Genomic DNA, 19,993 nt, shown 5'->3' with positions numbered 1-19,993 from the left:
CGGGTGAGCCGCGTGGCGACTCACCCGAGAAGGGACTTAACGCAGACCGCGTTGAGTCTCGTCCAGCTCACGGATGTACTTGAAGATTTTACGGCTCGATGCCGGTGGCTTGTTGGTCGCCAGTTCGTGCTGGGCCTGACGGATCAGGGAGCGCAATTGCTGACGATCAGCCTCCGGGTAGTCGACCACGAACTTCTCCAGGACCGCATCGTCGCCCGCGATCAAGCGATCGCGCCAGCGTTCCAGGCCATGGAAACGTTCGTTGTACTGCCGGGTGGAGGCATCGAGTTGATCGAGCAGAGTCAGAATGGCGTCAGTGTCCTGATCGCGCATCAGTTTGCCGATGAACATAAGGTGCCGTTTACGCGCGATATTCGCGGTGTGCTTGGGCGCATCAGCCAGGGCCCGGCGCATAGCGTCGGTCAACGGCAGTTTTGCCAGCAAGTCAGGCTTGAGCGTTGTAAGGCGCTCGCCAAGGTCAACCAGAGCATGAAGCTCGCGTTTAACCTGGGATTTGCTTTTTTCTCCCGTATCGAGGGAGTCGTCGTAAGAATCAACCATGGTGGCCGTCCGCAAAGAAACGCCGCCATGATAACCAGTCGGGGGCCGCTTGTCCGGCCCGGTCGCTCGAAGGCCCTAGCCGAAAGCAGAATTTGAGTGGAGAACAGCATGAGTGCAGTTGAAAGCGTCGGCCCACAAGCGTTGCCGGCACTGCAAGAACAAGTCGAGCAGATCATCGCTGAAGCCAAGCGCCAGGGCGCCAGTGCCTGTGAAGTGGCGGTGTCCCTGGAGCAGGGCCTGTCGACCTCGGTGCGTCAGCGTGAAGTCGAAACCGTCGAATTCAACCGCGATCAGGGCTTTGGCATCACCTTGTACGTCGGCCAGCGCAAGGGCTCGGCCAGCACGTCCGCCAGCGGTCCGGAGGCGATTCGCGAAACCGTCGCCGCCGCACTGGCCATCGCCAAGCACACGTCTGAAGACGAAGCTTCGGGTTTGGCAGACGCCGCGCTGATGGCCAAGGATCTGCAGGATTTCGACCTGTTCCACGAATGGGACATCACCCCGGAGCAAGCCATCGAGCAGGCCCTGGCCTGTGAAGCGGCGGCGTTTGCAACCGACAGCCGGATCAAGAACGCCGATGGCACCACCCTCAGCACCCATCAGGGCTGCCGTGTCTACGGCAACAGCCACGGTTTTATCGGCGGTTACGCGTCGACCCGGCACAGCCTGAGCTGCGTGATGATCGCCGAGGCCGACGGCCAGATGCAGCGCGATTACTGGTACGACGTGAACCGTCAGGGCAATTTGCTGGCATCTCCGGAGAGCATCGGCCAGCGTGCCGCGCAACGGGCGGCGAGCCGTCTGGGCGCGCGTCCGGTGCCGACCTGCGAAGTGCCGGTGCTGTTTTCCGCGGAACTGGCTGGCGGGTTGTTCGGCAGCTTCCTGTCGGCGATTTCCGGCGGCAGTCTGTATCGCAAATCGTCGTTCCTCGAAGGCACGCTGGGGCAGAAACTGTTCCCGGAATGGCTGACCATCGATGAGCGTCCGCACCTGATGCGCGCCATGGGCAGTTCGGCGTTCGATGGTGATGGCCTGGCGACTTACGCCAAACCGTTCGTCGAAAAAGGCGAGTTGGTCTCGTACATTCTTGGCACGTACTCCGGCCGGAAGCTCGGGATGCCGAGCACCGCCAACGCTGGCGGCGTGCACAACCTGTTCGTCACCCATGGCGACGAAGACCAGGCAGCCTTGCTGCGCCGCATGGGCCGCGGCCTGCTGGTGACTGAATTGATGGGCCAGGGCCTGAACATGGTCACTGGCGATTACTCCCGTGGCGCGGCGGGGTACTGGGTCGAGAATGGCGAAATCCAGTTTGCGGTCCAGGAAGTGACCATCGCCGGCAACATGCGTGACATGTTCAAACAGATCGTTGCCGTCGGTAATGACCTGGAACTGCGCAGCAATATTCGTACAGGTTCGGTGCTGATCGAGCGGATGACGGTAGCCGGCAGCTAACACTTAACCGTTACACAAAAAGGCGCGCCACCCATCGTTGGGTGGCGCGCCTTTTGTCTGGACCAGGCCTGGCGGCCGTTGCGCGATCTGGAACGCCTCTCTCTGTGCAAGTGCCGCCTCAAGCGCTGGCAGAGCTACACCTGGCAATTGGCGACCTGCGAGTTGCAGCCCTCGATTCCTCTCATGGAACTGGTGCAAGGATTTTCTGATGACCAAGACTCGTATTGAGCGCGACAATGATCACGACGAGCTTGCAAGTTTTGGGTTGCTGATCGGGTTTTGCTTGATGATGGTGATGGATACGGCGTTGGCCTAGAGGACTGCGCGGACTATGTGGCCGCTGGCGAAGCCTGCTGCTACAAAGGGCTGCGGTGTTACTCGCCTTCGCCGAAGTAGTCATTGATCAAATTCACCAATGCCTGCAGCGCCTCATCAGCCTGTTCACCTTCGGTGCTCAGGTGGATTTTGGTGCCCTTGCCCGCAGCGAGCATCATCATTGCCATGATGCTTTTTCCGTCGACCGTGGATTCCGGCGTGCGTCCTACTCTGATCGTGCAATCCTTGAACTCACCGGCGACGCCAACGAATTTTGCAGAAGCGCGGGCATGCAGGCCCAGCTTGTTGATGATTTCAATTTCCAGAGCAGGCATCGCGGTGTGAATCCTTTAGCTGAGGTCGCGGTGGCGAACCTGGACGTTCTTCAGGGCTTTTTGCAGGGCCTGGCCCAGACGTTCGGTCAGGTAGACGGAGCGGTGATGGCCGCCGGTGCAGCCAATGGCAATGGTGACATAAGCGCGGTTGCTGGCGGCAAAACGGGGTAGCCACTTGAACAAGTAGGTAGAGATGTCCTGGAACATCTCTTCGACGTCCGGCTGTGCCGCCAGGTACTCGGCAACCGGTTGGTCGAGCCCGGATTGATCGCGCAACTCTGGCTTCCAGTAAGGGTTCGGCAGGCAGCGCACATCGAACACCAGATCAGCGTCCACCGGCATTCCACGCTTGAAGCCGAAAGACTCCACCAGGAACGCCGTGCCGGGTTCCGGCTGGTTCAGCAGGCGCAGCTTGATGGTATCTCGCAGCTGATACAGGTTCAGATTGGTGGTGTTTACTTTGAGATCGGCGAGATCGGCAATCGGCCCGAGCAGGGCGGTCTCATCGTTGATGGCCTCGGCCAGCGAGCGATTGGTATTGCTCAGCGGGTGACGACGGCGGGTTTCCGAGAAACGTTTGAGCAAGGTTTCTTCGTCGGCGTCCAGATAAAGCACATCACACTGGATATGCCGGCTGCGCACTTCTTCCAGCAGTTCGGGAAACCGCGACAAGTGACTCGGCAAGTTACGCGCATCAATCGATACGGCAACCAGCGGTTGCGCCAGCTCGGTGTGAATTAACGCGCGTTCGGCCAGTTCCGGCAGCAGACCGGCGGGCAGGTTGTCGATGCAGTAGTAGCCGTTGTCCTCGAGAACATCGAGTGCGGTACTTTTACCTGAGCCGGAGCGGCCACTGACGATGATCAAGCGCATGGTTAATGACCGTTTTGCTCGTCCAGGACAACCTGATACAAGGCTTCATTGCTCGGGGCGCTGCGCAGTTTTTCGCGCACTTCCTTGCGGTCGAGCATGCTGGCGATCTGGCGCAGTAACTCCAGGTGCGCATCGGTAGCGGCTTCCGGGACCAGCAAAACGAACAGCAGGTCAACCGGGGCGCCGTCGATGGCGTCGAAATCAATGGGTGCATCAAGGTGCATCAGGGCGCTGATGGGCGAGGTGCAGCCCTTCAGGCGGCAGTGGGGAATGGCGATGCCGTTGCCAAAACCGGTTGAGCCGAGTTTTTCACGGGCAATCAGAGCCTCGAAGACATCTTGCATCTCCAGATCCGGCACTTCTTTGTGGATAAGGTTGGCAATTTGCTCGAGGGCTTTCTTTTTACTGCCGCCCGGCACGTTCACGAGGGAACGGCCGGGGGTCAGGATGCTTTCAAGTCGGATCATGGGTTGGGAGTGTTAACGACCGGTCGCGCCCTGGAGGAGGCTTTGGGTCTTTTCCTTATGCTTTTTGAGTTGTTTATCCAGCTTGTCGGTCAGTGCGTCGATCGCCGCGTACATATCGGTATGCTCCGCGTTTGCGACCACTTCATTGCCGGGAATATGCAGCGTGGCTTCGATTTTCTGCTTGAGCTTTTCGACCGTCATCGTGACCTGCACGTTGGTGATCTTGTCGAAATGCCTCTCTAATCGTTCGAGTTTTTCGCCGATGTAGGTGCGAAGAGGTTCGGTCACTTCCAGTTGGTGTCCACTGATGTTGACTTGCATACAGCTTCTCCTTCGTTGCCAGTGCATAAAGCGGCAGGCAGAAATGCCTGCCACTGGAACGCTGTGGCGTGGCTCTACATCAACCGCTTGCGTTCGCTCGAAGGCGCGATCCCTAGAGATTCGCGGTACTTGGCGACGGTGCGGCGAGCCACCTGAATGCCTTGTGCCTCCAGTAAACCAGCGATCTTGCTGTCACTCAACGGCTTTTTCTGATTTTCCGCGGCAACCAGTTTTTTGATGATCGCGCGGATCGCCGTGGACGAGCATTCACCGCCCTCAGAGGTGCTGACGTGGCTGGAGAAAAAGTATTTCAGTTCATATATGCCCCGTGGGGTATGCATGAATTTCTGCGTGGTCACCCGTGAAATCGTCGACTCGTGCATGCCCACCGCTTCGGCGATGTCATGCAGGACCAGCGGTTTCATGGCTTCGTCGCCGTATTCAAGAAAGCCGCGCTGATGCTCGACGATCTGAGTGGCTACTTTCATCAGGGTTTCGTTGCGGCTTTGCAGGCTCTTGATGAACCAGCGGGCCTCTTGCAACTGATTGCGCATGAAGGTGTTATCGGCGCTGGTGTCGGCGCGGCGCACGAAACCGGCGTATTGAGCGTTGACCCGCAGTCGTGGCACGGATTCCTGGTTCAGCTCCACCAGCCAGCGCTCGTTGTCCTTGCGTACGATCACGTCGGGAACGACGTATTCGGCTTCGCTGGACTCGATTTGCGAGCCTGGGCGCGGGTTGAGGCTCTGCACCAGTTCAATTACTTGGCGCAGTTCATCTTCCTTGAGCTTCATGCGACGCATCAGCTGGCTGTAATCGCGGCTGCCGAGCAGGTCGATGTAATCGGTGACCAGGCGTTTGGCCTCGACCAGCCAAGGCGTCTTGGCGGGCAACTGGCGCAATTGCAGCAGCAGGCATTCGCCCAGGTTGCGGGCGCCGATGCCAGCGGGTTCGAATTGCTGGATGCGGTGCAGGACGGCTTCGATTTCGTCCAGTTCGATGTCCAGTTCCGGGTCGAAGGCTTCGAGAATCTCCTCGAGGGTTTCGTCCAGGTAGCCCTGATTGTTGATGCAGTCGATCAGGGTCACGGCGATCAGGCGATCGGTGTCGGACATAGGGGCCAGGTTCAGTTGCCACAGCAGGTGGCTTTGCAGGCTTTCGCCGGCCGATGTCCGGGTGGTGAAGTCCCACTCGTCGTCATCGTTGCTCGGCAGGCTGCTGGCGCTGGTCTGGTAGACGTCTTCCCACGCGGTATCGACGGGCAGTTCGTTGGGGATGCGCTCGTTCCAGTCGCCTTCCTCGAGGTTATCAACCGTCGGGGCGGTTTCCTGGTAGGAGGGTTCCTGAATGTCGGCGTTAGGTTGCTGTTCGGCTTTGTCGGCCAAGGGGTCGGCGTTATCGAAGTCGTCGCCTTCTTCCTGGCGTTCGAGCATCGGATTGGACTCCAGGGCCTCCTGGATTTCCTGTTGCAGGTCCAGGGTCGACAATTGGAGCAGGCGGATGGCCTGTTGCAGCTGCGGTGTCATCGTCAGCTGCTGGCCCATTCTCAAGACTAGCGATGGTTTCATGGCAGGGGCTTAACACCTTATTCGCCGGCGCACATGCGCCATCCACTACAGGGCGCCGGAGCGCCAAACATAAGCAAATTATATGCCCGAAACTGCAGCGTTTGCCTAGAGCGCTGTAACAATAAAAAAATGTTGATTTTTTATCGAGACAAGCGCCCGAGCAACCAGCCAGACACCTCAGTGCTTACAGGCGGAACTCATGGCCCAGATACACTTCCTTGACCAGGTCGTTGGCCAGGATGGTGGCAGAGTCACCTTCGGCGATCAGCTGGCCATCGTTGACGATGTAGGCGGTTTCGCAGATATCCAGGGTTTCACGGACGTTGTGGTCAGTGATCAGCACACCAATGCCCTTGGCCTTGAGGTGATAGATGATCTGCTTGATGTCGCCCACCGAAATCGGGTCCACGCCGGCGAACGGTTCGTCGAGCAGGATGAACTTCGGGTTGGTAGCCAGTGCCCGGGCGATTTCCACACGGCGGCGTTCGCCACCGGACAGGCTCATCCCGAGGTTGTCGCGGATGTGGCTGATGTGGAATTCCTGCAGCAGGCTTTCCAGCTCTTTGCGACGACCGGCCTTGTCGAGTTCCTTGCGGGTCTCGAGGATCGCCATGATGTTGTCGGCTACCGAGAGTTTGCGGAAGATCGATGCTTCTTGCGGAAGATAGCCGATGCCGGCCTTCGCACGACCGTGCATAGGCTGGTGGCTGACATCCAGGTCGTCAATCAGTACGCGGCCCTGATCGGCCTGCACCAGGCCGACAATCATGTAAAAGCAGGTGGTCTTGCCGGCGCCGTTGGGACCCAGCAGGCCGACGATCTGACCGCTGTCGATCGACAGGCTGACGTCACGCACGACCTGGCGGCTCTTGTAGCTCTTGGCCAGATGCTGAGCTTTCAGAGTTGCCATTACTGGGCCTTTTGCTCGTCGGTTTTCTTCTTCGGCTGGATCACCATGTCGATGCGCGGACGCGACTCGGTGACCTTGTTGCCCGTGGCGCGACCGGCGCTCGCAAGCTTCTTGACCGTGTCGTAGACGATTTTCTCGCCTTGGGTGACGTTGTTGTCCTTGTCGACAACTTTTGCCTTATCGATCAGCACGACGCGGTTTTGCGCTGCGTGGTACTGGATGGTCACGCCCCAGCCCTGAACGGGTTTGGTGTCACCTGCAGTTTGCAGTTGCTCGAAATAGGCGAGGTTGCCCACCGAAGTCACCACGTCGATGTCGCCGGTCGGCGTGCGGGTGATGGTCACGGTGTTGCCTTTAACGATCATCGAGCCCTGAGTGATGATCACGTCACCTTTATAGGTGGCAACGCCATTCTTGTCGTCCAGCTGGGCATCGTCGGCCTGAATGCGGATAGGCTGCGATTGATCGGTCGGCAGTGCCCAGGCGCTCACGCTTCCCAGTGCTGCGCTCAGACCGAGCAAAATAGGGAGGGTTTTAACGAGCCTCATACTGTCCTCTTACGTTCGATAGCAGGTGTATCCTGCTTTCTTTCAAATACGCTTTCATTCCCTTGCCAGTCGACACACCACCAGCGCCGTCGATTCTAACGGGTTGCTCGGTCTGCGCATATTGCTGCTGCGGGAACACTGTCATGCGGGTGGAGGTAATCAGGGTCTTGCGGTTTTTCTCGTCGAAGCGCGTGATGCGCACCGAGTCAATCAGTTCGACCTGAGTGCCGTCGGGATTCACTTCGCCGTGCTCGCTCTGGACGTGCCACGGAAACTCGGTGCCGCGGAACATGTTCAGGTCGGGATTGGTCAACAGCGTCACTTCGGTGGCTTTCAGGTGTTCAACCTTGTCGGACGTCATTTCGTATTGCAGTTTGCCGTCCGGCAGGTATTGCACGCTGTGGGCGTTGATCGCGTAATAGTCGATCGCGGTTTCATCGATCTTTGCCACCGGCTGATCGAGGAAGCGTTCCGGGCTGATGTTCCAGTAGCCGACCGCCGCGAATATCGCTGCGATGCAACCGAACACCAGGAATTTGCGAATCTTTTTGCTCAGCATAGTTGGCTCACAGGTACGCGGCGTTTGCCGCATCAAGGCGGCCCTGCGCGCGCAGGATCAATTCGCAGAATTCGCGAGCGGCACCCTCGCCACCGCGGGCCTGGGTGATGCCGTGGGCGTGTTCACGGACGAAACTGGCAGCGTTTGCCACCGCCATGCCCAGGCCGACGCGGCGAATCACCGGCAGGTCCGGCAGGTCGTCGCCGAGATAGGCGACTTGCTCATAGCTTAGGTTGAGTTGGGCAAGAAGTTCGTCGAGCACCACCAGTTTGTCTTCGCGGCCCTGGTACACGTGTGGAATACCGAGGTTCTTCGCTCGTCGCTCGACCACCGGGGTCTTGCGGCCGCTGATGATAGCGGTCTGCACACCGGATGCCATCAACATCTTGATGCCTTGGCCGTCGAGGGTGTTGAACGTCTTGAATTCGCTGCCGTCTTCGAGGAAGTACAGGCGTCCGTCGGTCAGTACGCCATCGACGTCAAAAACCGCCAGTTTGATGTTCTTGCCGCGTTGCAGCAGGTCGGTGCTCATCACATTACTCCTGCGCGCAGCAGATCGGACAAGTTGAAGGCGCCGATCGGACGGTCCTCCTTGTCCACCACTACCAGCGCGTTGATTCGATGGTCTTCCATGATTTTCAGGGCCTCGGCCGCGAGCATGTCGGCCCGGGCGGTCTTGCCGTGGACGGTCATGACCTCGTCGATGGTCGTATGGTGGATGTCGATGGTCCGGTCAAGGGTGCGGCGCAAGTCGCCGTCGGTGAAGATCCCGGCCAGTTTGCCATCGGCCTCCACAATCGCGGTCATGCCCAGGCCCTTGCGGGTCATTTCCATCAAGGCGTCCTTGAGTAGCGTGCCACGTTGCACTTGGGGCAGTTCTGCACCGGCGTGCATGACGGTTTCCACTTTCAGCAGCAGGCGTCGGCCAAGCGCACCGCCGGGGTGGGAAAAGGCGAAATCTTCAGCGGTAAAACCGCGGGCTTCCAGCAGCGCAACGGCCAGGGCGTCGCCCATGACCAGCGCGGCAGTGGTCGACGAGGTCGGTGCCAGGTTGAGTGGGCAGGCTTCGTGCTCGACGTGCACGTTGAGGTTGACCTCGGCAGCTTTCGCCAGCGGTGAATCAGGGTTGCCGGTCATGCTGATCAATTGAATGCCCAGGCGCTTGATTAGCGGCAGCAGGGTGACGATTTCATTGGTTGAGCCGGAGTTCGACAGCGCCAGGATGATGTCGTCGCGGGTGATCATGCCCATATCGCCGTGGCTGGCTTCGGCCGGGTGCACGAAAAAGGCTGTGGTGCCGGTGCTGGCCAGGGTGGCGGCGATCTTGTTGCCGATGTGCCCCGATTTGCCCATGCCGACCACGACCACGCGCCCTTTGCTGGCCAGAATCATCTCGCAAGCGCGTACGAAATCTGCGTCGATACGGGGCAACAAGCCTTGTACGGCTTCCAGTTCGAGGCGGATGGTGCGTTGTGCTGATTGAATCAGGTCGCTGGATTGGCTCATGTCAGAAATCGTATAGCCTGATGAAAAGGCGGCGATTATAACGGTAATGATCGAAACCCTCACGCAAGTTCGTCGCGCTTTGTCATTACCTGTTACCGAATACCCCTAAATAGAAGCTTTTACCTCGTCATGTTCCTCAACATGGCCCGGCTTGGGCCTTGGGCGCTTGGCCTTTGCAGTGATATAGTTCGCCGCCAGTTCGGCCTGCCCGGGATGTATGTGCTTTCGCCAGAAAGTCAGGCGTCCGAATGAGAGGCTGCATCGCAAGGAGTTTAGATGAGTGCCGATAAAGCCTACGCGGTCGAGCTGAAGGGACTGACCTTCAAGCGCGGAACGCGCAGCATTTTCAATAACGTCGATATACGTATCCCGCGCGGCAAGGTCACCGGCATCATGGGGCCTTCCGGGTGTGGCAAGACTACGCTGTTGCGGCTGATGGGCGCACAGTTGCGGCCCACCAAAGGCGAAGTCTGGGTCAATGGACAGAACCTGCCAAAACTGTCGCGCAGTGATCTGTTCGATGCGCGAAAGCATATGGGCGTGCTGTTTCAGAGTGGTGCACTGTTCACCGATCTCGATGTGTTCGAGAACGTGGCCTTTCCGCTACGCGTTCATACCGAACTGCCGGAAGAAATGATCCGGGACATTGTCCTGCTCAAATTGCAGGCCGTGGGATTGCGTGGCGCCATCGACCTGATGCCTGACGAGTTGTCCGGCGGCATGAAACGTCGTGTTGCTCTGGCCCGGGCGATTGCCCTGGATCCGCAGATCCTCATGTATGACGAGCCCTTTGTCGGCCAGGATCCCATCGCCATGGGCGTACTGGTGCGCCTGATCCGCCTGCTCAACGATGCGCTGGGCATCACCAGTATCGTGGTCTCCCACGACCTGGCCGAGACCGCGAGCATCGCCGATTACATTTATGTCGTCGGCGAAGGCCAGGTGTTGGGGCAGGGCACTCCCGAGGAGCTGATGAACTCGCAGGAGCCACGCATCCGTCAATTCATGACAGGCGAGCCTGACGGTCCGGTCGCCTATCACTTTCCAGCGACGGATTACCGCGCAGATCTTCTGGGGCAGCGTTGATGCGCAAGATTTCACTAATAGAACGGGTTCGCCGGTTCGGCCACGCTGGCATCGACGTGCTGGGGGTGTTCGGCCGTTCGGCGATATTTCTGTTTCATGCCTTGCTTGGCCGTGGCGGCATTGGCGGCGGTTTTGGCTTGCTGATCAAGCAACTGCATTCGGTGGGCGTAATGTCCCTGGTGATCATCGTGGTCTCCGGGGTATTCATCGGCATGGTGCTGGCGCTGCAGGGCTTTAACATTCTGTCCAGCTACGGTTCGGAGCAGGCGGTCGGCCAGATGGTTGCGCTGACGCTGCTGCGTGAATTGGGGCCCGTGGTCACGGCGTTGTTGTTCGCCGGGCGCGCCGGTTCGGCATTGACTGCCGAAATCGGCAACATGAAGTCCACCGAGCAGTTGTCCAGTCTGGAAATGATTGGTGTCGACCCGCTCAAGTACATCATTGCCCCGCGCCTGTGGGCCGGCTTCATTTCCCTGCCGGTGCTGGCGATGATCTTCAGCGTGGTAGGTATCTGGGGTGGTTCATGGGTGGCTGTCGACTGGCTGGGTGTCTATGAAGGTTCCTACTGGTCCAATATGCAGAACAGCGTGACGTTCACTGATGATGTGCTCAACGGCATCATCAAAAGCATCGTTTTCGCCTTTGTCGTGACCTGGATCGCCGTATTCCAAGGCTATGACTGCGAGCCCACTTCCGAGGGGATCAGTCGTGCCACTACCAAGACCGTGGTGTATGCCTCATTGGCTGTACTCGGCCTGGACTTTATTCTGACCGCCTTGATGTTTGGAGATTTCTGATGCAAAACCGCACCCTGGAAATCGGTGTCGGCCTTTTCTTGCTGGCTGGCATCCTGGCTTTGCTGTTGCTGGCGTTGCGGGTGAGTGGCCTGTCCCCGAGCGCAACCACCGACACTTATAAACTTTATGCGTATTTCGACAATATCGCCGGTTTGACGGTCAGAGCTAAAGTGACCATGGCCGGTGTGACCATCGGCAAGGTCACGGCGATCGATCTGGATCGCGACAGTTTCACCGGTCGAGTGACCATGCAGCTGGAAAAGCGCGTAGATAACCTGCCGACTGACTCCACTGCATCTATCCTGACCGCTGGCCTGTTGGGCGAGAAGTACATCGGTCTCAGCGTGGGCGGGGAAGAAGCCTTGCTCAAGGATGGTTCAACCATCCACGACACGCAGTCGTCGCTGGTACTTGAGGACCTGATCGGTAAATTTCTGCTCAATACCGTTAGTAAAGACGCCAAATGAGGAGCTTTTGAATGATATCTACCTTGCGACGTGGCCTGTTGGTACTACTCGCGGCCCTGCCGTTGATGGCTAACGCCGTGGCAGCGCCCTCGGCGCACGATATCGTGCAGGACACCACCAGTCGGTTACTTGCCGATCTGTCGGCCAACAAAGAGAAGTACAAGCAGGATCCGAAAGACTTTTATGCTGCGCTGGACAGCATCGTCGGACCTGTTGTGGATGCCGAGGGCATTTCCAAGAGCATCATGACGGTTAAATACTCGCGCAAAGCCACGCCTGCGCAAATGAAGACCTTTGAAGAAAACTTCAAAAAGGGTCTGTTCCAGTTCTATGGCAACGCTTTGCTCGAGTACAACAATCAGGGGATCGTCGTCGATCCAGCCAAGGACGAGTCGGGAGACCGTACAAGCGTTGCCATGACAGTCAAAGGCACCAACGGCGCGATCTATCCGGTGTCTTACACACTCGAAAAGATCAATGGCGAGTGGAAACTGCGCAACGTGATCATCAATGGCATTAACATCGGCAAGCTGTTCCGTGATCAGTTCGCTGATGCGATGCAGCGTAATGGTAACGATCTGGACAAGACCATCAATGGTTGGGCCGGGGAAGTTGCCAAAGCCAAGGAAGCCAGCCAGAAGCAAACTCCTGAGAAGCAAGCTCAATGAGTGTGTCGGCCATTCGCATGAGCGAATCCGGCGAGCTGGCACTTAGCGGCATGCTGGATTACCGCACTGGCCCCGGTTTGCGCAAGCAGGGGCAGGCGCTGATCAAATCCAGCAAGGCCGCGGCACTGGTGGTTGATTGCTCGGCAGTGTTGAAGTCCAGCAGTGTCGGCTTGTCGCTGCTGCTGTGCTTCATGCGTGATGCGGAGGCGGCCGGCAAGGCGTTGAGCATCCGCGGAATGCCAGAAGACATGCGCGAAATCGCTCAGGTCAGCGAATTGACCGAGCTGTTGGCGCATCCCTAACCGCATCTATAAAGAAGCCCCCCGTCAGAGTCCTGCTTCGCGGGGTTCGCAGGCGCGGGGCTTTTTTGTATGATGTCCGACCCGCGCGCACAGGGCGCCGATTGAGGTTGAGCATGCAGGCCGTAGAAGTGAAGAGCTTCCTTGAAGGAAAGCTGCCAGGAACCCTAGTAGAAGTCGAGGGTGAAGGCTGCAACTTTCAGCTGAACGTGATTAGCGATGAACTGGCGGCGTTGAGCCCGGTGAAGCGTCAGCAGCAGATCTATGCCCATTTGAACCCATGGATCACCGATGGCAGCATCCATGCGGTCACTATGAAATTTTTCAGCAGCGCGGCCTGGGCCGAGCGCACCTGAGCCCAAGGGCGTCGAGATTCTTATGGATAAATTGATAATTACCGGTGGCGTTCGTCTTGATGGCGAAATCCGCATCTCCGGGGCAAAGAACTCTGCCCTGCCGATCCTGGCCGCAACCTTGCTGTGCGATGGCCCGGTGACCGTGGCCAACCTGCCACACCTGCACGACATCACCACCATGATCGAGCTGTTCGGTCGTATGGGCATCGAGCCGGTGATCGACGAGAAACTCAGCGTCGAAATCGATCCGCGCACCATCAAGACCCTGATCGCTCCGTACGAACTGGTGAAAACCATGCGTGCGTCGATCCTGGTGCTGGGCCCGATGGTTGCGCGTTTTGGTGAAGCCGAAGTTGCACTGCCCGGCGGTTGCGCCATTGGTTCGCGTCCGGTTGACCTGCACATTCGTGGCCTCGAAGCCATGGGCGCGGTCATCGACGTCGAAGGCGGCTACATCAAGGCCAAGGCGCCTGAAGGTGGCCTTCGCGGTGCGCACTTCTTCTTCGACACCGTCAGTGTGACCGGTACCGAAAACATCATGATGGCGGCCGCTCTGGCCAAGGGCCGCAGCGTTCTGGCAAACGCCGCTCGCGAGCCTGAAGTCATCGACCTGGCGAATTTCCTGATCGCCATGGGCGCCAAGATTACTGGCGCAGGCACTGACACCATCACCATCGATGGCGTCGAGCGTCTGCACCCTACCACTTACAAAGTGATGCCTGACCGTATCGAGACCGGCACTTACCTGGTCGCAGCTGCTGTGACCGGCGGTCGTGTGAAGGTCAAGGACACCGATCCGACCATCCTCGAAGCCGTTCTTGAGAAACTCAAGGAGTCGGGTGCCGAAATCACCTGCGGCGAAGACTGGATCGAGCTGAACATGCATGGCAAGCGGCCAAAAGCCGTTAACGTGCGCACCGCTCCGTACCCGGCATTCCCGACCGACATGCAAGCGCAGTTCATCTCCCTCAACGCCATTGCCGAAGGCACCGGCGCGGTGATCGAGACGATCTTCGAAAACCGCTTCATGCACGTGTACGAACTGCACCGCATGGGCGCCAAGATCCAGGTTGAAGGCAACACCGCCATCGTCACAGGCACCGAAACGCTGAAGGGCGCGCCAGTCATGGCCACCGACCTGCGTGCATCGGCCAGCCTGGTGATCTCGGCGCTGATCGCCGAAGGCGACACCCTAATCGATCGCATCTACCACATCGACCGTGGTTACGAGTGCATCGAAGAGAAACTGCAGATGCTCGGCGCCAAGATCCGCCGCGTACCGGGCTAGTTTCTGCTGCATGGGCGCAGGGACGCGCCCGTTGAATTCGTTTCAAGTCGAGCCTGTTTCAGGCTCGATGTGTGTCCGGCGCCATTTGCGACCGGGCATGAGTACCTTGATAAGGACTGACGTTTCCCATGTTGACCATCGCACTGTCCAAGGGCCGCATCCTTGACGACACCCTGCCGCTTCTGGCTGAAGCGGGCATCGTGCCGACCGAGAATCCGGACAAGAGCCGCAAGCTGATCATCCCCACGACTCAGGCCGATGTACGTCTGCTGATCGTGCGCGCCACCGATGTGCCGACTTACGTCGAACATGGTGCCGCTGACCTGGGCGTCGCCGGTAAAGATGTGCTGATGGAATATGGCGGCCAGGGTTTGTACGAGCCGTTGGACCTGCGAATTGCCCTCTGCAAGCTGATGACCGCCGGCCGTGTCGGCGATGTCGAGCCCAAGGGCCGCCTGCGTGTGGCGACCAAATTCGTCAACGTTGCCAAGCGCTACTACGCCGAACAGGGCCGTCAGGTCGACATCATCAAGCTCTATGGCTCGATGGAACTGGCGCCGCTGATCGGTCTGGCAGACAAGATCATCGACGTGGTCGACACTGGCAACACCCTGCGCGCCAATGGTCTGGAACCCCAGGATTTCATTGCCGACATCAGCTCCCGGCTGATCGTGAACAAAGCTTCGATGAAAATGCAGCACGCCCGTATCCAGGCGTTGATCGACACCCTGCGCAAGGCAGTGGAGTCTCGACACCGCGGCTGATTCACCTGCGCGACCTTGAGTCGCGCCCGTCTATCCGCCTCATAGCCAGAATTCTCAGGTGCCCAAGCGGAAACGACTGCTAAGTTAGGGCGCCTGAGTTTATTGCCAATCCTATGAGGCTCTCGCTATGACCGCACCGACTGCAATTCGCCGACTCAACGCTGCTGACCCGGATTTCGCACATCATCTGGATCATCTGCTGAGCTGGGAAAGCGTGTCTGACGACTCGGTCAATCAGCGGGTGCTGGATATCATCAAGGCCGTGCGCGAGCGTGGCGATGCGGCGCTGGTGGAATTCACCCAGAAGTTCGACGGCCTGCAGGTCGCGTCCATGGCGGACCTGATCCTGCCACGTGAGCGCCTGGAACTGGCCCTGACCCGAATCACCGTGCCTCAGCGTGAAGCGCTGGAAAAAGCCGCGTCCCGAGTACGCAGCTACCACGAAAAACAGAAACAGGATTCCTGGAGCTACACCGAAGCCGACGGCACGGTGCTGGGCCAAAAGGTCACGCCGCTGGATCGCGCCGGCCTGTATGTACCGGGCGGCAAGGCGTCTTATCCGTCCTCGGTACTGATGAACGCGATTCCGGCCAAGGTGGCCGGTGTGACCGAAGTGGTCATGGTGGTGCCGACACCTCGCGGTGAAATCAACGAACTGGTGCTGGCCGCAGCCTGCATCGCCGGCGTCGACCGCGTGTTCACCATCGGTGGCGCTCAAGCGGTCGCCGCACTGGCTTACGGTACCGAAAGCGTACCGAAGGTCGACAAGGTGGTCGGCCCGGGCAACATCTATGTCGCCACCGCCAAGCGCCACGTATTCGGCCAGGTCGGTATCGACATGATCGCCGGCCCCTCCGAGATCCTGGTGGTCTGCGACGGCCAGACCGATCCGGACTGGATCGCCATGGACCTGTTCTCCCAAGCCGAGCACGACGAAGACGCCCAGGCGATTCTGGTCAGCCCGGACGCCGAGTTCCTCGACAAGGTCGCCGCCAGTATTGCCAAACTGCTGCCGACCATGGAACGCGCCGAGATCATCGAAACATCGATCAATGGCCGTGGTGCGCTGATCAAGGTCCGCGACATGGACCAAGCCATCGAAGTGGCCAACCGCATCGCACCGGAACACCTTGAGTTGTCCGTTGCTGATCCGCAGGCCTGGCTGCCGAAGATTCGCCACGCTGGCGCGATCTTCATGGGCCGTCACACCTGCGAAGCCTTGGGCGACTACTGCGCAGGTCCCAACCACGTGTTGCCAACCTCCGGCACCGCGCGTTTCTCCTCGCCGCTGGGTGTGTACGACTTTCAGAAGCGTTCGTCGATCATCTTCTGCTCCGAGCAGGGGGCGTCGGAACTGGGCAAGACCGCTTCCGTGCTGGCCCGTGGCGAGTCGCTGACCGCCCACGCCCGCAGCGCTGAATACCGCATCGTCGACGACAAGCAGGGGAACTGAAGATGAGTAAATTCTGGAGCCCGTTCGTCAAGAATCTGGTGCCTTATGTACCGGGCGAGCAGCCGAAACTGGCGAAACTGGTGAAGCTCAACACCAACGAAAACCCGTACGGACCATCGCCAAAAGCCTTGGCGGCGATGCAGACCGAACTGAATGACAATTTGCGTCTGTACCCGGACCCGAACAGTGATGTGCTCAAGCAAGCGGTCGCCAAGTACTACGGCGTGCAGAGCAATCAGGTGTTTCTCGGCAACGGTTCCGATGAAGTCCTGGCGCACATCTTTCACGGTTTGCTGCAACACGATCAGCCGCTGCTGTTCCCGGACATCAGCTACAGCTTCTATCCGGTTTACTGCGGGTTGTACGGCATCGCCTTCGACGCGGTGCCGCTGGACGAGCAGTTCCAGATCAACCCGGCGGACTACGCCAAGCCGAACGGCGGGATCATCTTCCCTAACCCGAACGCACCGACCGGTTGCCTGTTGGCGCTGGACGCCGTGGAGCAAATCCTCAAGGCCAGCCCGGACTCGGTGGTCGTGGTAGATGAGGCTTACATCGACTTTGGCGGTGAGACGGCGATCAGTCTGGTGGATCGTTATCCGAACCTGCTGGTGACCCAGACCCTGTCCAAGTCCCGTTCGCTGGCCGGCCTGCGTGTGGGGCTGGCGGTGGGGCATCCGGACTTGATCGAGGCGCTGGAGCGGATCAAGAACAGCTTCAACTCCTATCCGCTGGATCGTCTGGCGATTGTGGGAGCTGCGGCGGCGTTCGAGGATCGTGAGCACTTCGACAAGACATGCCGATGGGTGATCGAGAGTCGCAACAAGGTGATCGGGCAGCTGGAAGCGAAGGGCTTTGAAGTCCTGCCGTCGGCGGCGAACTTCATCTTCGCCCGTCATCCGAAACACGATGCGGCAGGGCTGGCGGCGAAGTTGCGTGAGCAAGGCGTGATCGTTCGGCACTTCAAGCAGGAACGGATTGCCCAGTTCCTGCGGATTTCGATTGGCACGCCGGAGCAGAATCAGGCGTTGATCGACGGCCTGGGCGACCTCTAAAGCAACACTGATCCTGTGGGAGCGAGCCTGCTCGCGAAAGCGTCGACACATTCAACATGAATATGTCAGGGAAACCGCTTTCGCGAGCAGGCTCGCTCCCACAGGGTTTTGTGTTGGCTGCTTACTCTTCTTCTTTCTCTTTGACCGGCGCAGGCGGTGGCCGCAAACCGATCTCGGCGGTGAGCTTGAGCTCTTTGCCGTTGCGCATCACCTGGATCGTGACCTTGTCGGTCGGTTTGATCCGCGCGACCTGGTTCATCGAACGACGACCATCGCCGGCCGGTTCGCCGTCGATGCTGAGGATCACGTCACCCAGTTGCAGGCCGGCCTTCTGCGCCGGACCGTCACGGAAAATCCCCGCGACCACAATGCCCGGGCGCCCCGACAGGCCAAACGATTCCGCCAGTTCCTGGCTCAACGGCTGCACTTCGATACCGAGCCAGCCGCGAATCACCTGGCCGTGTTCGATAATTGACTTCATCACTTCCATGGCCAGTTTCACCGGGATTGCGAAACCGATGCCCTGCGAGCCGCCGGACTTGGAGAAGATCGCCGTGTTGATGCCGGTCAGGTTGCCGTTTGCATCCACCAGCGCACCGCCGGAGTTGCCGGGGTTGATCGCAGCATCGGTCTGGATGAAGTCTTCGTAGTTGTTCAGGCCCAGCTGATTGCGCCCGGTGGCGCTGATGATGCCCATGGTCACGGTCTGGCCGACGCCGAACGGGTTGCCGATGGCCAGGGCCACGTCGCCGATGCGGATGTTGTCGGAGCGCCCGACAGTGATCGATGGAAGATTCTTCAAGTCGATCTTCAGGACCGCGAGGTCGGTTTCCGGGTCGCTGCCAATCACTCGGGCCAGGGTTTCACGACCGTCCTTGAGCGCCACCACGATCTGGTCGGCACCGCTGGTCACGTGGTTGTTGGTCAGCAGGTAACCTTCCGGGCTCATGATCACGCCGGAGCCGAGGCTCGATTCCATGCGCTTTTGTTTGGGCGAGTTGTCGCCGAAGAAGCGGCGGAACTGCGGGTCCTCGAACAGCGGATGGTTCGGTTTGTTGATGACTTTGGTGGTGTACAGGTTGACCACCGACGGTGCGGCCGTGGTCACCGCGTCGGCATAGGACACCGGACCCTGTTGCATGGTGGTGGATTGCGGGGCTTGTTGCATGTTGACGTCAAGGCTTGGGAGCCCGACCCACTGCGGGTAACGCTGGATGATTAACAGGGCAATAAGCACGCCGGCCAACAGCGGCCAGCCGGAAAAACGCAGCGCCTTGAGCATTAAGCACGTCCTGAGAGGTTGCAGGCGGTATGAGACCGCCCATAATGTCGCGCATTATACGAGGCGAAGCGTGCCTCTGAACGGGATATTTAGGAGTCTTTTATGGCCGTCGCCTTGAGCACCCTGGTCGAAGAAGCCGACCGTTACCTTAACAGTGCAAAGATTGCCGATTACTGCCCCAACGGGTTGCAGGTCGAAGGCCGGCCGCAGGTCATGCGCATCGTCAGTGGCGTCACCGCCAGCCAGGCGTTGCTCGACGCCGCAGTGGAAGCCAGTGCCGATCTGATACTGGTGCATCACGGCTATTTCTGGAAAGGCGAGAACCCGTGCATCACCGGCATGAAGCAGCGTAGGTTGAAAACCCTGCTCAAGCACGATATCAGCCTGTTGTCCTACCATCTGCCGCTGGATCTGCACCCGGATGTCGGCAATAACGTTCAGCTGGCACGTCAGCTCGATATCACAGTGGAAGGCCCATTGGATCCGGGCAATCTCAAAGTTATCGGCCTGGTCGGTTCATTGAACGAGCCGGTGACGGCCCGCGATTTTGCCCGTCGCGTACAAGAAGTCATGGGCCGCGAGCCGTTGCTGATCGAAGGCAGCGAGATGATTCGCCGCGTTGGCTGGTGCACCGGTGGTGGTCAGGGGTACATCGATCAGGCCGTGCTGGCGGGCGTCGACTTGTACCTCAGCGGTGAGGCGTCCGAGCAGACCTTCCACAGCGCCCGGGAAAACGACATCAGCTTCATCGCCGCCGGCCATCACGCCACCGAGCGCTACGGCGTGCAGGCGTTGGGCGACTATCTTGCCCGGCGCTTTGCCCTCGAGCACATCTTCATCGATTGCCCGAATCCCATCTGAATCACCCCCCTATCCACTGTGGGAGCGAGCCTGCTCGCGATGGCTGCGTCACATTCGACATTGATGTGACTGACACACCGCTATCGCGAGCAGGCTCACTCCCACAGGACCCAGTACACCCGAACAGGCAGGTATATTCATATACCCTTTCGATCTAGTCGACGTCCTGATTAGAAGAGGTCGCTGTGCTAGGATTCCC

General features: G+C 59.1%; 24 protein-coding genes and 1 pseudogene. 13 read left to right on the top strand and 12 right to left on the bottom strand.

Annotation, left to right across the window (positions count from 1 at the left end):
- Nucleotides 1-36: 36 nt before the first annotated feature.
- Nucleotides 37-561: a ribosome biogenesis factor YjgA gene (yjgA, locus tag JFU47_RS13135; protein WP_033058015.1), complete on the bottom strand. Its 525-nt coding sequence runs from the start codon at nt 559-561 to the stop codon at nt 37-39.
- Between the two features lie 108 nt (nt 562-669).
- Between yjgA and pmbA the strand changes: the two genes are divergently transcribed.
- The gene (gene pmbA / locus JFU47_RS13130; protein WP_123365273.1) at nt 670-2,016 is read left to right on the top strand and encodes a metalloprotease PmbA; all 1,347 of its coding nucleotides are present in this window, start codon (nt 670-672) and stop codon (nt 2,014-2,016) included.
- A 42-nt stretch (nt 2,017-2,058) separates the two neighbouring features.
- Nucleotides 2,059-2,244 (top strand): annotated as a pseudogene (locus tag JFU47_RS13125) (FagA protein); the annotation flags it as partial.
- A 146-nt stretch (nt 2,245-2,390) separates the two neighbouring features.
- Here the strand turns inward: JFU47_RS13125 and JFU47_RS13120 are convergent.
- The 10 genes from JFU47_RS13120 to JFU47_RS13075 form a co-directional block, all read right to left on the bottom strand.
- Nucleotides 2,391-2,666, bottom strand: coding sequence for an HPr family phosphocarrier protein (locus JFU47_RS13120; RefSeq protein ID WP_033058002.1), 276 nt, complete (start codon nt 2,664-2,666; stop codon nt 2,391-2,393).
- Between the two features lie 15 nt (nt 2,667-2,681).
- On the bottom strand, nt 2,682-3,539 hold the full coding sequence (gene rapZ / locus JFU47_RS13115) for an RNase adapter RapZ (protein ID WP_201183421.1): 858 nt from the start codon (nt 3,537-3,539) through the stop codon (nt 2,682-2,684).
- A gap of 2 nt (nt 3,540-3,541) precedes the next feature.
- Nucleotides 3,542-4,006: a PTS IIA-like nitrogen regulatory protein PtsN gene (gene ptsN / locus JFU47_RS13110; protein ID WP_056742951.1), complete on the bottom strand. Its 465-nt coding sequence runs from the start codon at nt 4,004-4,006 to the stop codon at nt 3,542-3,544.
- 12 nt (nt 4,007-4,018) lie between these two features.
- Nucleotides 4,019-4,327: a ribosome hibernation-promoting factor, HPF/YfiA family gene (gene hpf / locus JFU47_RS13105; protein ID WP_007941242.1), complete on the bottom strand. Its 309-nt coding sequence runs from the start codon at nt 4,325-4,327 to the stop codon at nt 4,019-4,021.
- A gap of 74 nt (nt 4,328-4,401) precedes the next feature.
- Nucleotides 4,402-5,895, bottom strand: coding sequence for an RNA polymerase factor sigma-54 (locus tag JFU47_RS13100; protein WP_033053633.1), 1,494 nt, complete (start codon nt 5,893-5,895; stop codon nt 4,402-4,404).
- Between the two features lie 184 nt (nt 5,896-6,079).
- Nucleotides 6,080-6,805, bottom strand: coding sequence for an LPS export ABC transporter ATP-binding protein (gene lptB, locus JFU47_RS13095; RefSeq protein WP_027924532.1), 726 nt, complete (start codon nt 6,803-6,805; stop codon nt 6,080-6,082).
- A complete protein-coding gene (gene lptA, locus JFU47_RS13090) occupies nt 6,805-7,353 on the bottom strand; it encodes a lipopolysaccharide transport periplasmic protein LptA (protein ID WP_140681552.1) in 549 nt (182 codons plus the stop codon). Before lptA ends, lptB begins: the two co-directional genes overlap by 1 nt.
- A complete protein-coding gene (gene lptC / locus JFU47_RS13085; protein ID WP_140681550.1) occupies nt 7,340-7,912 on the bottom strand; it encodes an LPS export ABC transporter periplasmic protein LptC in 573 nt (190 codons plus the stop codon). The genes lptA and lptC overlap by 14 nt, the downstream gene beginning before the upstream one ends.
- A 7-nt stretch (nt 7,913-7,919) precedes the next feature.
- A complete protein-coding gene (locus JFU47_RS13080; RefSeq protein ID WP_123365276.1) occupies nt 7,920-8,444 on the bottom strand; it encodes a KdsC family phosphatase in 525 nt (174 codons plus the stop codon).
- Nucleotides 8,444-9,418 (bottom strand): KpsF/GutQ family sugar-phosphate isomerase, encoded by a 975-nt coding sequence (locus JFU47_RS13075; protein ID WP_008150750.1) that lies wholly within the window; start codon nt 9,416-9,418, stop codon nt 8,444-8,446. The genes JFU47_RS13080 and JFU47_RS13075 overlap by 1 nt, the downstream gene beginning before the upstream one ends.
- Nucleotides 9,419-9,694: 276 nt before the next feature.
- Here JFU47_RS13075 and JFU47_RS13070 point away from each other — a divergent pair, with 276 nt between their 5' ends.
- From JFU47_RS13070 to hisC, 10 genes are all read left to right on the top strand, one after another.
- On the top strand, nt 9,695-10,504 hold the full coding sequence (locus tag JFU47_RS13070; RefSeq protein WP_008150748.1) for an ATP-binding cassette domain-containing protein: 810 nt from the start codon (nt 9,695-9,697) through the stop codon (nt 10,502-10,504).
- Nucleotides 10,504-11,301 (top strand): lipid asymmetry maintenance ABC transporter permease subunit MlaE, encoded by a 798-nt coding sequence (gene mlaE, locus JFU47_RS13065; RefSeq protein WP_140681544.1) that lies wholly within the window; start codon nt 10,504-10,506, stop codon nt 11,299-11,301. Before JFU47_RS13070 ends, mlaE begins: the two co-directional genes overlap by 1 nt.
- Nucleotides 11,301-11,768 carry an outer membrane lipid asymmetry maintenance protein MlaD gene (mlaD, locus tag JFU47_RS13060; protein ID WP_123365278.1) on the top strand — a complete coding sequence of 156 codons (468 nt, stop codon included), beginning with the start codon at nt 11,301-11,303 and terminating at the stop codon, nt 11,766-11,768. Before mlaE ends, mlaD begins: the two co-directional genes overlap by 1 nt.
- 11 nt (nt 11,769-11,779) lie before the next feature.
- The gene (locus JFU47_RS13055) at nt 11,780-12,436 is read left to right on the top strand and encodes an MlaC/ttg2D family ABC transporter substrate-binding protein (protein WP_140893828.1); all 657 of its coding nucleotides are present in this window, start codon (nt 11,780-11,782) and stop codon (nt 12,434-12,436) included.
- A complete protein-coding gene (locus JFU47_RS13050) occupies nt 12,433-12,738 on the top strand; it encodes an STAS domain-containing protein (protein ID WP_076028637.1) in 306 nt (101 codons plus the stop codon). The genes JFU47_RS13055 and JFU47_RS13050 overlap by 4 nt, the downstream gene beginning before the upstream one ends.
- A 113-nt stretch (nt 12,739-12,851) precedes the next feature.
- Complete coding sequence (locus JFU47_RS13045; RefSeq protein ID WP_007912386.1) at nt 12,852-13,091, top strand: BolA family protein; 240 nt, start codon at nt 12,852-12,854, stop codon at nt 13,089-13,091.
- A 22-nt stretch (nt 13,092-13,113) separates the two neighbouring features.
- Entirely contained in the window at nt 13,114-14,379 is a 1,266-nt protein-coding gene (gene murA, locus JFU47_RS13040; RefSeq protein ID WP_111450400.1) for a UDP-N-acetylglucosamine 1-carboxyvinyltransferase, read from the top strand.
- Between the two features lie 128 nt (nt 14,380-14,507).
- A complete protein-coding gene (gene hisG, locus JFU47_RS13035; protein WP_007901570.1) occupies nt 14,508-15,143 on the top strand; it encodes an ATP phosphoribosyltransferase in 636 nt (211 codons plus the stop codon).
- Between the two features lie 127 nt (nt 15,144-15,270).
- Nucleotides 15,271-16,596 carry a histidinol dehydrogenase gene (gene hisD / locus JFU47_RS13030; protein WP_140681538.1) on the top strand — a complete coding sequence of 442 codons (1,326 nt, stop codon included), beginning with the start codon at nt 15,271-15,273 and terminating at the stop codon, nt 16,594-16,596.
- A gap of 2 nt (nt 16,597-16,598) precedes the next feature.
- The gene (hisC, locus tag JFU47_RS13025) at nt 16,599-17,651 is read left to right on the top strand and encodes a histidinol-phosphate transaminase (RefSeq protein WP_140681536.1); all 1,053 of its coding nucleotides are present in this window, start codon (nt 16,599-16,601) and stop codon (nt 17,649-17,651) included.
- Nucleotides 17,652-17,772: 121 nt separating this feature from the next.
- On the opposite strand, the gene algW is transcribed toward hisC, so the two are convergent.
- Nucleotides 17,773-18,933 carry a Do family serine endopeptidase AlgW gene (gene algW, locus JFU47_RS13020; RefSeq protein WP_123365282.1) on the bottom strand — a complete coding sequence of 387 codons (1,161 nt, stop codon included), beginning with the start codon at nt 18,931-18,933 and terminating at the stop codon, nt 17,773-17,775.
- A gap of 102 nt (nt 18,934-19,035) precedes the next feature.
- Here algW and JFU47_RS13015 point away from each other — a divergent pair, with 102 nt between their 5' ends.
- Complete coding sequence (locus JFU47_RS13015; protein ID WP_201183419.1) at nt 19,036-19,794, top strand: Nif3-like dinuclear metal center hexameric protein; 759 nt, start codon at nt 19,036-19,038, stop codon at nt 19,792-19,794.
- Nucleotides 19,795-19,993: the final 199 nt, after the last annotated feature.

Origin of the sequence: Pseudomonas sp. TH39(2020) (assembly GCF_016650715.1) — a bacterium.
Taxonomy (GTDB): Bacteria; Pseudomonadota; Gammaproteobacteria; order Pseudomonadales; family Pseudomonadaceae; genus Aquipseudomonas; species Aquipseudomonas mandelii_C.
The sequence above is the reverse complement of the archived record's forward strand: the minus strand, read 5'-3'. Positions and strand labels throughout refer to the sequence as shown.

What these genes read in the sequence shown, in the direction of transcription:
- yjgA (WP_033058015.1), bottom strand. Translation starts at nt 561, where the DNA reads ATGGTTGATTCTTACGACGACTCCCTCGATACGGGAGAAAAAAGCAAA.
- pmbA (WP_123365273.1), top strand. Translation starts at nt 670, where the DNA reads ATGAGTGCAGTTGAAAGCGTCGGCCCACAAGCGTTGCCGGCACTGCAA.
- JFU47_RS13120 (WP_033058002.1), bottom strand. Translation starts at nt 2,666, where the DNA reads ATGCCTGCTCTGGAAATTGAAATCATCAACAAGCTGGGCCTGCATGCC.
- rapZ (WP_201183421.1), bottom strand. Translation starts at nt 3,539, where the DNA reads ATGCGCTTGATCATCGTCAGTGGCCGCTCCGGCTCAGGTAAAAGTACC.
- ptsN (WP_056742951.1), bottom strand. Translation starts at nt 4,006, where the DNA reads ATGATCCGACTTGAAAGCATCCTGACCCCCGGCCGTTCCCTCGTGAAC.
- hpf (WP_007941242.1), bottom strand. Translation starts at nt 4,327, where the DNA reads ATGCAAGTCAACATCAGTGGACACCAACTGGAAGTGACCGAACCTCTT.
- JFU47_RS13100 (WP_033053633.1), bottom strand. Translation starts at nt 5,895, where the DNA reads ATGAAACCATCGCTAGTCTTGAGAATGGGCCAGCAGCTGACGATGACA.
- lptB (WP_027924532.1), bottom strand. Translation starts at nt 6,805, where the DNA reads ATGGCAACTCTGAAAGCTCAGCATCTGGCCAAGAGCTACAAGAGCCGC.
- lptA (WP_140681552.1), bottom strand. Translation starts at nt 7,353, where the DNA reads ATGAGGCTCGTTAAAACCCTCCCTATTTTGCTCGGTCTGAGCGCAGCA.
- lptC (WP_140681550.1), bottom strand. Translation starts at nt 7,912, where the DNA reads ATGCTGAGCAAAAAGATTCGCAAATTCCTGGTGTTCGGTTGCATCGCA.
- JFU47_RS13080 (WP_123365276.1), bottom strand. Translation starts at nt 8,444, where the DNA reads ATGAGCACCGACCTGCTGCAACGCGGCAAGAACATCAAACTGGCGGTT.
- JFU47_RS13075 (WP_008150750.1), bottom strand. Translation starts at nt 9,418, where the DNA reads ATGAGCCAATCCAGCGACCTGATTCAATCAGCACAACGCACCATCCGC.
- JFU47_RS13070 (WP_008150748.1), top strand. Translation starts at nt 9,695, where the DNA reads ATGAGTGCCGATAAAGCCTACGCGGTCGAGCTGAAGGGACTGACCTTC.
- mlaE (WP_140681544.1), top strand. Translation starts at nt 10,504, where the DNA reads ATGCGCAAGATTTCACTAATAGAACGGGTTCGCCGGTTCGGCCACGCT.
- mlaD (WP_123365278.1), top strand. Translation starts at nt 11,301, where the DNA reads ATGCAAAACCGCACCCTGGAAATCGGTGTCGGCCTTTTCTTGCTGGCT.
- JFU47_RS13055 (WP_140893828.1), top strand. Translation starts at nt 11,780, where the DNA reads ATGATATCTACCTTGCGACGTGGCCTGTTGGTACTACTCGCGGCCCTG.
- JFU47_RS13050 (WP_076028637.1), top strand. Translation starts at nt 12,433, where the DNA reads ATGAGTGTGTCGGCCATTCGCATGAGCGAATCCGGCGAGCTGGCACTT.
- JFU47_RS13045 (WP_007912386.1), top strand. Translation starts at nt 12,852, where the DNA reads ATGCAGGCCGTAGAAGTGAAGAGCTTCCTTGAAGGAAAGCTGCCAGGA.
- murA (WP_111450400.1), top strand. Translation starts at nt 13,114, where the DNA reads ATGGATAAATTGATAATTACCGGTGGCGTTCGTCTTGATGGCGAAATC.
- hisG (WP_007901570.1), top strand. Translation starts at nt 14,508, where the DNA reads ATGTTGACCATCGCACTGTCCAAGGGCCGCATCCTTGACGACACCCTG.
- hisD (WP_140681538.1), top strand. Translation starts at nt 15,271, where the DNA reads ATGACCGCACCGACTGCAATTCGCCGACTCAACGCTGCTGACCCGGAT.
- hisC (WP_140681536.1), top strand. Translation starts at nt 16,599, where the DNA reads ATGAGTAAATTCTGGAGCCCGTTCGTCAAGAATCTGGTGCCTTATGTA.
- algW (WP_123365282.1), bottom strand. Translation starts at nt 18,933, where the DNA reads ATGCTCAAGGCGCTGCGTTTTTCCGGCTGGCCGCTGTTGGCCGGCGTG.
- JFU47_RS13015 (WP_201183419.1), top strand. Translation starts at nt 19,036, where the DNA reads ATGGCCGTCGCCTTGAGCACCCTGGTCGAAGAAGCCGACCGTTACCTT.